Source organism: Pantoea sp. UBA7232, from assembly GCF_002473195.1.
Lineage (GTDB): Bacteria > Pseudomonadota > Gammaproteobacteria > Enterobacterales > Enterobacteriaceae > Pantoea > Pantoea eucrina.
In genome coordinates, this window is the sequence record NZ_DKTK01000018.1 from 301,821 (window position 1) to 313,907 (window position 12,087).

Annotated in this window: 12 protein-coding genes and 1 tRNA gene; 11 read left to right on the top strand and 2 right to left on the bottom strand. The window is 57.1% G+C overall.

Going from position 1 to position 12,087, the window contains the following annotated elements:
• Nucleotides 1–8: 8 nt before the first annotated feature.
• Nucleotides 9–1,181, top strand: a complete 1,173-nt coding sequence (locus B4056_RS15930; RefSeq protein ID WP_288655288.1) for a GGDEF domain-containing protein — start codon at nt 9–11, stop codon at nt 1,179–1,181.
• Here the strand turns inward: B4056_RS15930 and ychH are convergent.
• On the bottom strand, nt 1,178–1,453 hold the full coding sequence (gene ychH / locus B4056_RS15935; protein WP_094111051.1) for a stress-induced protein YchH: 276 nt from the start codon (nt 1,451–1,453) through the stop codon (nt 1,178–1,180). The genes B4056_RS15930 and ychH overlap by 4 nt on opposite strands.
• 262 nt (nt 1,454–1,715) lie before the next feature.
• Here ychH and pth point away from each other — a divergent pair, with 262 nt between their 5' ends.
• The 9 genes from pth to B4056_RS15980 all read left to right on the top strand — a co-directional run bounded on the left by pth (nt 1,716) and on the right by B4056_RS15980 (nt 10,227).
• On the top strand, nt 1,716–2,303 hold the full coding sequence (pth, locus tag B4056_RS15940; protein ID WP_039384967.1) for an aminoacyl-tRNA hydrolase: 588 nt from the start codon (nt 1,716–1,718) through the stop codon (nt 2,301–2,303).
• Nucleotides 2,304–2,412: 109 nt separating this feature from the next.
• Complete coding sequence (gene ychF / locus B4056_RS15945) at nt 2,413–3,504, top strand: redox-regulated ATPase YchF (RefSeq protein WP_039384969.1); 1,092 nt, start codon at nt 2,413–2,415, stop codon at nt 3,502–3,504.
• Nucleotides 3,505–3,718: 214 nt separating this feature from the next.
• The gene (locus tag B4056_RS15950) at nt 3,719–4,717 is read left to right on the top strand and encodes an ABC transporter substrate-binding protein (RefSeq protein WP_039384973.1); all 999 of its coding nucleotides are present in this window, start codon (nt 3,719–3,721) and stop codon (nt 4,715–4,717) included.
• Nucleotides 4,718–4,752: 35 nt separating this feature from the next.
• Nucleotides 4,753–5,757, top strand: coding sequence for a FecCD family ABC transporter permease (locus tag B4056_RS15955; protein ID WP_369826786.1), 1,005 nt, complete (start codon nt 4,753–4,755; stop codon nt 5,755–5,757).
• Nucleotides 5,754–6,515, top strand: a complete 762-nt coding sequence (locus B4056_RS15960; protein WP_039384982.1) for an ABC transporter ATP-binding protein — start codon at nt 5,754–5,756, stop codon at nt 6,513–6,515. Before B4056_RS15955 ends, B4056_RS15960 begins: the two co-directional genes overlap by 4 nt.
• Before the next feature lie 11 nt (nt 6,516–6,526).
• The gene (locus B4056_RS15965; RefSeq protein ID WP_104085112.1) at nt 6,527–7,753 is read left to right on the top strand and encodes an MDR family MFS transporter; all 1,227 of its coding nucleotides are present in this window, start codon (nt 6,527–6,529) and stop codon (nt 7,751–7,753) included.
• Between the two features lie 190 nt (nt 7,754–7,943).
• On the top strand, nt 7,944–8,705 hold the full coding sequence (locus B4056_RS15970) for a basic amino acid ABC transporter substrate-binding protein (protein ID WP_071668910.1): 762 nt from the start codon (nt 7,944–7,946) through the stop codon (nt 8,703–8,705).
• A 45-nt stretch (nt 8,706–8,750) separates the two neighbouring features.
• The gene (locus tag B4056_RS15975) at nt 8,751–9,515 is read left to right on the top strand and encodes an amino acid ABC transporter permease (RefSeq protein ID WP_039384993.1); all 765 of its coding nucleotides are present in this window, start codon (nt 8,751–8,753) and stop codon (nt 9,513–9,515) included.
• A complete protein-coding gene (locus tag B4056_RS15980; RefSeq protein WP_094111097.1) occupies nt 9,502–10,227 on the top strand; it encodes an amino acid ABC transporter ATP-binding protein in 726 nt (241 codons plus the stop codon). The genes B4056_RS15975 and B4056_RS15980 overlap by 14 nt, the downstream gene beginning before the upstream one ends.
• Before the next feature lie 62 nt (nt 10,228–10,289).
• On the opposite strand, the gene phoA is transcribed toward B4056_RS15980, so the two are convergent.
• Nucleotides 10,290–11,696, bottom strand: coding sequence for an alkaline phosphatase (gene phoA / locus B4056_RS15985; RefSeq protein ID WP_094111049.1), 1,407 nt, complete (start codon nt 11,694–11,696; stop codon nt 10,290–10,292).
• 246 nt (nt 11,697–11,942) lie between these two features.
• Here phoA and B4056_RS15990 point away from each other — a divergent pair.
• A tRNA-Ser gene (locus B4056_RS15990) sits at nt 11,943–12,030 on the top strand.
• Nucleotides 12,031–12,087 lie beyond the last annotated feature (57 nt).

Consider the following 12,087-nt stretch of genomic DNA (forward strand, 5'->3'; position numbering starts at 1 on the left):
CCACTGCCATGACGCTCGATATTTATACGCTGTTTGTTTGCGAGCTTTATGTGCTGGGGTTTCTGAGCATCATTATGATATTTGCCTGGGTCGGCGCTCAGTACGATCGCGTGCTGGGCTTTACCACGCTGACCCTGATACTGACGCTGTGCGCGGTGTTTCTCAGCAGCCTGCGCAGTGCCGGCCTGCAGTTTCTTCCGGTTGCGCTGGGCAATGTCATAGTTATGCTGGCTTACGGTACGCTGCTGTGCGCATTTCGTACTTTCTGTAAACGACCCGCTGGCCTGCTGTGGCCCGGTGGCGCGCTGCTCTGGGCGCTGCTTTGCCTGCTGCCCGCTTTCTATCACAGTCAGCCACTGCGGGTGCTGGTGCTCTGCCTGCTCTGCATACTCTACACCGCAGCGTTTATCACTCTGCTGTGGCGCGCGCGCAGCATGCTGAAAGTGACGTTCTGGCCTGCGCAGACGCTGCTGTGGATCCATCTCGGCTTTCATCTCGCGCGAATTTTCCTCGATGACGCCGTCGCCAGCCGCCTGCCGGGCGCCATTGGCGGCTCGGGTTTCTCGATTTACGTGATCCTTGAGTCGATTCTGTTTGTGATTGGCCTGACCTTTACCCTGCTGGCGATGGTGAATGAACGGTCGCAGGTGGCGCACAGGCTGGCGTCACTGCGCGATCCGCTGACCGGCACATGGAACCGGCGCGCGCTGTTTGAGCAGGCGGATAATGTGCTGCGGCGGCGGGCCAGAGTCTCCTCTGCCGCCGGGTTTAGCGCGGTGCTGTTCGATCTTGACCATTTTAAGAGTATTAACGACCGCTACGGCCACCTGCAGGGTGACCGGGTGTTAATCGACTTTTGTCAGATAGCTGAGGCGCAAATGCCGGCAGAAAGCTATTTCGCCCGGCTCGGCGGCGAGGAGTTTGCCGCGCTGGTGACAGGCGACAGTGCACAGGTGCAGCGCGTGTGCGAAGCTATTCGCGTGGCAACGCAGCGGTCGCAGCCGGCCGGCATCGGTTATACCGTCAGCATTGGCTATGCGCCGGCCGATCCGACCGTCAGTCAGTTTCCGGCGCTGCTGGCGCTGGCTGATGAAGCGCTCTATCGCGCGAAAGCCCACGGCCGCAACCGGACAGAATGCTACGTTGCCCGGCCACAGCCAATTACTGAAATGGCGATTTAATGTGGCGTATGGTTACGACGACAGCGGACGTCGCCATGGTGACGATGCCAGTAGTAACGATCTTCAATCTTCTCGCGACCACTGACGCGGGCGCCCGCCAGCCACAACAGTGCCCCGATAAATATGCCAAACATGGCTCCGCTGGCCAGCAGAGGCGGCATATTCACTGACGGCAGCTGATTGACTACGGATGAGGCGACGCCTGCAACCATGGTCAGCAGTCCCAGACACATCAGGCTATTGCCTATAACGCGGCATTGATGACGTTTCATGAATCACCTCCATCCTTATGAGCAAAGTAAAAAACCGCACATAACGTTAACCTGTCATAAATTTAGGCAATGATAGCGGGACATTTTGCGCCCAGGATCACACAACACAATGTGCAAATGACAAAAATTTACCTGCAGCATCTTGTTTTATATAGAAATTGACTAATCACACTCTGACACTACTTTTGCCTGACAATCTTTGTCATCCCTCTCAGCAGACAGTAAACTAGCCACCTTTCTGCAGGAGAACAGGATAACTATTGTGAGCAGCATTAAACTGATTGTGGGACTGGCAAATCCCGGTGCCGAATATGCGGCGACGCGTCATAACGCCGGCGCGTGGTATCTGGATCTGCTGGCCAGCCGCCATAATCAGGCGCTAAAAGAGGAGCCTAAATTCTTTGGCTATACGGCGCGCCTGGCTCTGGCCGGGAATGATGTGCGGCTGCTGGTGCCGACCACCTATATGAATCTCAGTGGTAAAGCGGTGGCGGCAATGGCCACGTTTTACCGCATTACGCCTGAAGAGATTCTGGTGGCGCATGATGAGATGGATCTGCCGCCGGGCGTTGCCAAATTTAAACAGGGCGGCGGGCACGGCGGGCATAACGGCCTGAAAGACATTATCAGCAAGCTGGGTAACAACAATAATTTTCACCGTTTACGCGTAGGCATCGGTCATCCTGGCGATCGCAACAAGGTGACCGGATTTGTGCTGGGGAAACCGCCGGCCAGCGAGCAGAAGCTGATTGATGACGCGGTTGATGAAGCGGTGCGCTGCACGGAGCTGTGGCTGAAAGAGGATAAGATTAAAGCGATGAATCGTCTGCACGCTTTCAAAGCGGGCTAAGGCAATTCCCGCGCCGCGCCGGGCAATTCTGTGTATAATGCGCGAAATTTTTTGAATCAGGCGTACCGCCCGGCGGTGTGCCACCCTCAGTGAGAAAGGTAATCAGATCATGGGATTTAAATGCGGTATCGTGGGCCTGCCAAACGTTGGTAAATCTACCCTGTTTAACGCGCTGACCAAAGCGGGTATCGAAGCAGCGAACTTTCCGTTCTGCACCATCGAGCCAAACACTGGCGTAGTACCGATGCCCGATCTGCGCCTCGATCAGCTGAGCGAGATTGTTAAACCCCAGCGCGTGGTGCCTACCACCATGGAGTTCGTGGATATTGCCGGACTGGTAAAAGGCGCATCGAAAGGCGAAGGCCTCGGCAACCAGTTCCTGACCAACATCCGTGAAACTGAAGCGATTGGTCACGTAGTGCGCTGCTTTGAGAATGAGAACATTATTCACGTCTCAGGCAAAGTTAACCCGGCGGAGGATATTGATATCATCAATACTGAGCTGGCGCTTTCTGACCTTGATACCTGTGAGCGCGCCATCCAGCGCTGCCAGAAAAAAGCCAAAGGCGGTGATAAAGACGCGAAAGCGGAGCTGGCTGCGCTGGAGAAGTGCCTGCCACACCTGGAAAACGCCGGTATGCTGCGTGCCCTGAAGCTGGACGCTGATGAAAAAGCCGCTATTCGCTACCTGAGCTTCCTGACGCTGAAGCCCACCATGTACATCGCCAACGTCAATGAAGATGGCTTTGAGAACAACCCGTACCTTGACCAGGTACGCGCTATTGCTGAAGCAGAAGGCTCGGTAGTGGTGCCGGTGTGTGCTGCCGTTGAATCTGACATCGCTGAGCTGGATGATGAAGAGCGCGATGAGTTTATGGCTGAGCTGGGTCTGGAAGAGCCAGGTCTGAACCGCGTGATCCGCGCCGGTTACGCGCTGCTGAACCTGCAGACTTACTTCACCGCTGGCGTTAAAGAAGTGCGCGCCTGGACCATCCCGGTAGGCGCCACTGCCCCACAGGCCGCCGGTAAAATTCACACCGATTTTGAAAAAGGTTTTATTCGCGCGCAGACCATCGCCTTTGATGACTTCATCACCTATAAAGGTGAGCAGGGTGCCAAAGAAGCGGGAAAAATGCGTTCCGAAGGCAAAGAGTATATCGTTAAAGATGGCGATGTGATGAACTTCCTGTTCAACGTCTGATGACCCCGGCTGGTTCGCGGGAGCACCGTTAATCTCGCGAAGCTAAGCAACTGCTTTCAAATCCACGCTCCGGCGTGGATTTTTTTATGGCGGCTTATGCCATTACCGTCAGGCAGTCACCGGCGATAGCCAACCGTTGATAATGTAATTCATTATCATTATTATCGCGGGCATAAACTTTACGGATTAGCGCTTTTAAACGAGAAAGGGTTAGATGAAAAACGTCATTTGTGCATTTGCTTTACTGTTTACTGCCGCCAGTCAAGTCGCTGCTGCCCCCTACCCGCTGACCATCGAAAACTGTGGCTATAAAGAGACGTTTACCAAGGCGCCGGAGCGCGTGGTTGCGCTGGGACAGAACACCACGGAGATCCTGCTGCTGCTCGGGCTGCAGGATAAGATTGTTGCCAGCGCTTTCTGGCCGACAAAAGTGCTGCCGCAGCTGGCGAAGCAGAACGCCGGAATCAAAACGCTGACCGTGGAGATCCCGACGCTGGAATCGATTCTGGCGCAAAACCCGGACTTTGTACCGGCGCAGGCGCCGCTGCTGCTCGGTCCGGAAAGCAAGGTCGCAAAGCGTGAAGATTTTGCCACGCTGGGGCTGAACAGCTATATGTCGCCCGGCATGTGCGCCACCAAAAAAGGCGCGGGTGATATGTACGGCAGTCGTCAGAAATTGTGGGACATGACTTATCTGTATCAAGAGATTGACGATTTCTCACGTATCTTCAATGTGGAAGATCGCGGTCAGGCGCTGATTGCGGATTTCAGACAGCGTGAAGCCGCACTGCGTGAAACCTTCAGTAAAAACAAGCGTAACCTCTCTTTTGTCTTCTGGTTCTCCAGCTCCTCCCCTGCGGCAGACGCCTATGTGGGCGGCAAAAACAGCGCTTCCGGTTTCATTGCCAGCGTGCTGGGCGGGCATAACGCCATTACTACCGAGACCGAGTGGCCTACCGTGGGCTGGGAGAGCATTATTGCTGCCAACCCGGATGTGATTGTTGTCTCCAGCCTCGATCGTAACCGCTGGACGCTGGACAGCGCCGAAGAGAAGATTAAATTCCTTAAGAGCGACCCGGCGGTAAGCCAGCTGGATGCGGTGAAAAAAGGGCATATCGTGGTCATGGATGGCCAGGCGATGAACCCGACTATCCGCACCATCTACGGCGCGGAGCAGGTGGCAGAGCAGCTGCGTAAGCTGGGGCTGAATTAATGCCCTCCGCTGTTACCGCCGTGCGGCAGACGCTGATGCTCAGCGTGACCACAGCAGCGGCGCTGCTGCTTCTGACCCTGGTCATTGCGCTGGGGATCAGCGTGGGCGAACTCCCGGTGCCGCTCAGAAGCGTGTTTTACGCGTTCAGCAACCGTCTGGGCCTGACGGCAGAGCCGCTCAATCGAATTTATGAGAGCGTGATCTGGGACTTCCGGCTTAGCCGGGCGCTGGTTGCCGCCTGCTGCGGCGCGGGTCTCGCCATCTGCGGCGCGGTGCTGCAGAGCCTGCTGAAAAACGCGCTGGCGGAGCCTTACGTGCTGGGCGTATCGGCGGGCGCCTCTACCGGCGCGGTGGCCATTGTTATTCTGGGTCTCGGCACCGGCGCTGTTTCGCTCTCGGCGGGGGCGTTTGCCGGCGCCTTTGCCGCGTTTGCGTTTGTCGCTTTTCTCACTAAGGGCGCGCGCAGCGGCAATGAACGCACCATCCTCGCCGGCGTCGCGGCCTCTCAGCTGTTTAATGCCGTGACCGCCTACACCATCAGCACGTCAGCCAGCGCCCAGCAGGCGCGTGACGTGATGTTCTGGTTACTGGGCAGTTTTAGCGGCGTGCGCTGGCCGGAATTTCAGCTGGTGCTGATTGTGGTGCTGCTGGGGCTGGCGATCTGTCTCTGGTACGCGCGCGCGCTGGATGCGTTTACCTTTGGTGATGATGCCGCCGCGTCGCTGGGTATCGCCGTACCGCGGGTGCGCCTGATCCTGTTTACCACTACCGCACTGATCACCGCCACCATTGTCAGCATGGCCGGCTCGATCGGCTTTGTCGGCCTGGTTGTGCCGCACGTGATGCGCTTTTTCTTCGGCCCGCTGCATCGCACCCTGCTGCTCGCGTGCGCGCTGGCGGGAGCGATTCTGATGGTGCTGGCGGATATCGCCTCGCGCCTGCTGATTGCGCCGCAAAGCCTGCCGGTAGGCGTGGTTACTGCGCTGGTCGGCGTTCCTTTCTTCGCCATCATCATTTACCGCTCAGGAAATAAACCATGAGTATTTGCGCTGAAAACATTACGTGGAAAGTGGGCAGGAAAGTCATTGTTAATGATGTCTCGCTGAACGTAGCGCGCGGAGAGACCGTGGGCCTGCTGGGGCCAAACGGCTCCGGTAAATCGTCGCTGCTGCGCGTGCTGGCGGGCCTGCGGCGTCCGCATGCAGGACAGGTCACGCTGGATGGCAACGATATCCGCTTTATCGCCAAAAAAGCGCTGGCGCGCCGGGTGGCCTTTGTTGAGCAGCACGGGATGACGGAGGCCAATATGCGCGTGCGCGACGTGGTGAAACTGGGACGTATTCCGCATCACTCCCCTTTCTCCAGCTGGAGTGCGCAGGATGACGCCGCGGTGCTGGCGGCGCTGCAGCGCGTGGATATGGTAGAGAAAAGTGAACAGGGCTGGCAGAGCCTCTCCGGGGGTGAGCGGCAGCGGGTGCATATTGCGCGGGCGCTGGCGCAGATGCCGAGCGAAATTCTGCTGGACGAGCCGACCAACCACCTCGATATTCATCACCAGATGCAGTTAATGAAACTGATCAGCGAACTGCCGGTGACCAGCATCGTCGCAATACACGATCTCAATCACGCCTCGATGTTTTGCGATACGCTGATTGTGATGCAGCAGGGAGAGATTGTTGCCACCGGCACGCCGCAGGCGATTCTGAATGAGGATCTGCTGTGGGATGTTTTCCGCGTGCGGGCAAAAATTGAAAACTCCCCTTACCACAGCGGTAAACACATTCACTATATCGCCTGACGGAAACCTTTATGTCTGTGCCCCGGCCCGCCACGCGGCTCTGGCTGCCTCTGCTGCCGGGCTGCCAGTTTATTTTCAACCTTGGCTTTTACGCCGTGGTGCCTTTCCTGGCCATTTTTTTGCGCGACGATCTGGCGCTCTCCGGCACGCTTGTCGGGCTGATACTGGGACTGCGCACCTTCTGTCAGCAGGGTATGTTTCTGCTCGGCGGCGCGCTCTCCGATCGCTTTGGTGCCCGGCGTGTGGTGCTGGCAGGCTGCATGGTGCGTATCAGCGGCTATCTGCTGCTGGCAGGCGGTGAATCTTTAACGCCGGTTATCATGGGTGCCTGTCTGACCGGTATTGGCGGCGCGCTGTTTTCGCCCTCTATTGAAGCGCTGCTGGCGAAAGCGGGTACGCAGAGTGAAGCTGAAGGTAAACGCAGCCGGGCAGAGTGGTTCGCCCTGTTTGCCGTCTGCGGTGAACTGGGTGCCGTTATCGGTCCGGCCGCGGGCGCGCTGCTGACCGGCTACGGTTTTCGCCAGATCGCCTATGCCGGCGCGGCGGTATTTGTGCTGGCGATGATTGTGCTCTTTTTCACCCTGCCCGCCGCGCCAGTACGCCGCGCTTCGCTGCAGATCGTGCCGTGGTGGCGCACCTTTCACCAGCCGCGCTTTGTAGCATTTATTATCGCTTACAGCAGTTGGCTGCTGAGCTATAACCAGCTCTATCTGGCCTTGCCGGTGGAGATCCAGCGCGCCGGCGGTCAGGAGAGCGATCTGGCGCCGCTGTTTATGCTGGCCTCGCTGCTGATCATTACGCTGCAGCTGCCGCTGGCGCGTCTCGCCCGCCACACCGGCGCGGCGCGGGTTGTGCCGTGGGGCTTTGCGCTGATTACCGTGGCATTTCTCAGCGTAGCGCTGTGTGCTGATGCTACTCCCGCCGCGGGCTGGCTACGCCTGCTGCCCGCAGCAGCTTTTGTCACGCTGCTGACGCTGGGACAGATGCTGCTGGTGCCGGCGGCAAAAGACCTGGTGCCGTGGTTTGCGGAGCCGTCATCGCTAGGCGCGCACTATGGCGCCCTGGCCACTGCCGGTGGCGTGGCGGTGTTGCTGGGTAACGTCCTGCTGGGAGGCGTGCTGGAACAGGCGCGCGAACCCTCAGAGGCGGCACGGCTGCCGTGGCTACTGCTGGCGCTGTTTCCTCTCGCCAGCGCGATTGCCATGCGCATTATCTGTGCGCCATTGCGCAAAGCGTGACCTGCGGCCGGACGCGCTGCTCTCCTGCGTTCCGCACTGTGCCACAACGGGCGGATGCCCCCCTTCACGCTTTGATGAATATTGTCCTCAGCGCTGACTATTCCGCTTGCCAGAGCATGCAGCAATGTGTATTTTTATGCATTAAATTTGCATAAATTACGCATCTTGTCCCTTCTCCAGGAGAATCACTATGTTTACCCGTTCAGCCCTGCTGGGCTTAGTGCTGGCACTGTCAGCCACGGCGGCGCAGGCCGTTACCTATGTTGTCGGCTCTGGCGGCACTTACCGTCCGTTCGAATTTGAAAACGCGCAGAAGCAGCTGGAAGGGTTTGATATCGACATTATCAAGGCCGTCGCCAAAGCGGAAAATTTTGATATTAAGCTGGTCAATACCCCGTGGGAAGGCATCTTTGCCACACTCAATTCGGGCGATCGCGACATCATTATCTCCGGCATTACCATCACCGATAAGCGCAAACAGATGGTGGATTTCTCCGCGCCCTACTTCCCGGCTGAACAGGCTATTGTGGTACCGGAAACCGCCAGCGTATCGTCACTGGCGTCGCTGAAGAACCTGAACGTAGGCGTGGTGAACTCCAGTACCGGCGATATCGTGGTCTCCGATGTGCTGGGCAAAAACAGCACGGCGATTAAACGTTTTGATAATACGCCGCTGATGCTGCAGGAGCTGTATGAAGATGGTATTGGCGCGGCCGTGGGGGATGTTGGCGTGGTGAAATACTACATAAAAACGCATCCGGAAAAGCAGTTCAAACTGGTTTCTGATAACAAGTTTGAGCGCCAGTATTTCGGCATCGCGGTAGCAAAAGGCAACGATGAATTACGCAGCAAGATCAACGCCGGCCTGCAAAAAATCATTGCCGACGGCACCTATGCGAAAATTTACGCGACCTGGTTCGACAGCAACGTTCCTGCTCTTCCCGCGCAGTAATTTTCCCGTCGCCGCGCGCTCGCGCGGCACAATAAGGACGTTTTTATGACTGGCTTCCGCTGGGAAATCATCGGGGAATATATGCCGCTGTTTATCGACGGCGCGATGATGACCCTCAAATGCACGCTTATCTGTGTGATCACGGGCACCCTGTGGGGCCTGACGCTCGGCTTAGGCCGCCTGGCGTCGGCGCCGCACGGCCCGTGGAAATATATACTGCATTACGGCATTCAGTGGCCGGTGCGCATCTATATCAGCGCTTTTCGCGGCACGCCGCTGTTCGTGCAGATTATGGTCGTGCACTTTGCGCTGATCCCGCTATTTATCAATCCGCGCGACGGCGTGCTGGTGGCGAACGGCATTATGCCGGCAGAGTTTGCCCGCGAGCTGCGCGCCAACTATGGCGCTTTTCTTTCCTGCGTTGTGGCCATCACTCTTAATGCAGGCGCTTACGTATCAGAGATTTTTCGCGCCGGGATCCAGTCGATCGATCGCGGCCAGATGGAAGCGTCGCGCTCGCTCGGCATGCCATATGGTCGCACTATGCGCAGAGTGATCCTGCCGCAGGCGTTTCGCCGCATGCTGCCGCCGCTCGGCAACAACGCGATCGCTATTGTTAAGGATTCATCGCTGGCGTCAGCGATCGGCCTCGCCGATCTGGCGTATGCTGCCCGTACGGTTTCAGGCGCCTATGCGACTTACTGGGAGCCCTATCTGGTGATTTCGCTGGTGTACTGGGTATTCACCTTCCTGCTGTCGCTGCTGGTTCGTTACATGGAAAAGAGGTTTGGCAAAAGTGATCCACGTTGAAAACTTGCAGAAAAACTTTGGTGAAAACCAGGTGCTGAACGGCATCAGCTGTGACATTCCGGCGCAGGAAGTATTGTGCGTTATCGGTCCGTCCGGCTCCGGTAAAAGCACCTTCCTGCGCTGCCTGAACGGGCTTGAAAGCATTGACGGCGGTCGCGTGGTGGTGAACGGGTTTGAGGTACAGGATCCCAAAACCCGCATCAATACGCTGCGTCAACACGTGGGTATGGTGTTTCAGCGCTTCAATCTGTTCCCGCACATGACCGTGCTGGAAAACCTGATTATGGCGCCGATGGATGTGCGCAAACTGTCGCGCCAGCAGGCCACAGAGCAGGCTAAAGCGCTGCTGGAGAAGGTGGGCTTAACCGATAAGATGCACGCCTGGCCAAACAGCTTATCCGGCGGCCAGCAGCAGCGCGTTGCTATTGCACGGGCGCTGGCGATGGAGCCGGAGATCATGCTGTTCGATGAGCCGACCTCCGCGCTCGACCCTGAGCTGGTCGGCGAGGTGCTGAGCGTCATGAAAATGCTGGCGCAGGAAGGCATGACCATGGTGATTGTCACGCATGAAATGGGGTTTGCGCGCGAAGTGGCAGATCGCGTGATGTTTATGGATCAGGGGATCATTCAGGAGCTGGACACGCCGGATGTGCTGTTCACCCGGCCGCAAAATCCGCGTACTCAGGCGTTTCTCAGCAAAGTGCTGGGGTGATGCTGCTCCGGTAATAACAAAAATCCACGCCGCAGCGTGGATTTTTTCTGTCTGCTATCCGCTTATTTAAGCGCCAGCGCATTTTTTAGCGTGAAGAACAGATCGGTCTGATCGGTCAGCCCCACCACGTTTGCCGCGTGCGGTCCGTAAGCAGCAATGCGCAGCTGAGCACCGGTATGCTCCTGCGAATCCTCTTCCGAGTTGCCGTAGCTGATGGTCATTACCGCACCATCTTTTGTGTTCAGCGCCTGGGTCAGGCCCGGCGCTTTGGTGCCGTTCTCAACAATCTGACTGCTGTGCGCGTGGTCGGCGGTGACCACCACCAGCGTATCGCCATGTTCGCGGGCATAGGCCAGCGCCACCTGGACCGCTTCGTCGAGATCGACCGTTTCGCCAATCTGGCCGCACGGATTAGCCGCGTGATCCTGTTTATCGATTGAAGCGCCCTCGACCTGCAGGAAGAACCCTTTCTCATTTTTGCTCAGCAGGTCGATCGCTTTTGTTGTCATCTGCGCCAGCGTCGGCACCGATGCCGGACGATCCTGATTAACCTCACAGGTCACCACCGGTTTATCGATGTTGCCATGATAACTGGCTTTGGGACCCTGCCAGCGCACCGGCATATTGCCCGGCGCAAACAGCCCCAGCAGAGGCTGCTGCTGGGTGGCCTGCTGTACCGCGTTCATTGCGTCCAGGTTTTCTACCAGCTGATAGCCGCGCGCCTGCGCCTGCTCATACAGCGTTTTGCCTTTATAGTCGCCTGCTTTAGCCACCTCGTTAAAGCTCTTTGCACCGCCGCCCAGGACCACATCCGGCCGGGTCAGCAGCATTTGCTCGGTAATTGAGCCGCGGCCGCCCTGTTCTAAGGCGTTGCCCGGGCAGAGTTCGCTGGTTTTCTCCGGGCCGTAGCATTTGCGTGAGGTAACATGCGCCATCAGTGCCGCTGGCGTAGCATCCTGCAGTTCGGCAGTAGAGACATTACCCGTTGCTTTGCCGGCCGCTTTAGCCAGCTCAAGCAGCGTGATTTGATCCTTGCCATTGACGTCGACGCCAATCGCCCCGTTATAGGATTTGGTGCCTGTAGCCCACGCGGTGGCGGACGCGGCAGAGTCAGTGACGTAAGAGGGTTTATGCGTTTTTTTATCCAGCGAATAGTGCGTGTACTGCCCGGTAAGCGGAAGCGCATCAATACCGGCAAAAAAGCCGCCCGCTCCCACTGCAAGGTTACGTGCCGCGGTGATCTCAGAGTCACCCATGCCGTCGCCGATCAGTAAAATGACATTTTTCGCCGTCTGATTACTCAGCGAGGCTTTCAGCGCCTCAGTCTGATCGCTGCTCAGCCGACGCGCGCCACCATGCTGCGTCAAATCGCCAGTTGCTGCTCTATTGTATGTTGTAACATCTGCCACCGCGGAGGTGGCAATCAGCGAAGCCAGCAGTGAAACCGTCAGCAGAGGTAAGTGTTTCATTCTTCAGCATCCTTATCAGTGAGACAACCCGGTTATTTTCGCTGCCAAGTCTGCGTCAGCGGGATGACATTTTTGTGTCAGACGCGCAACGTTTCTATGACAATCGCCGCGAAGCGAACAGGGTTAATACAATCTGCGCAGAGCTTAAGCAGATAGAAAAAAAGGAGAAAATAGCGCTTGACCCTTTTCAGCTAACTCCCTATAGTAGCGCCCCGTTGACCCAGTGCGGTTAGCAAAAAAATATGTGGTGAGGTGTCCGAGTGGCTGAAGGAGCACGCCTGGAAAGTGTGTATACGGCAACGTATCGGGGGTTCGAATCCCCCTCTCACCGCCACAAATTTGAAGAAGAGCCTGAACTCACGTTCAGGCTTTTTTTTTTGCATATTGCACA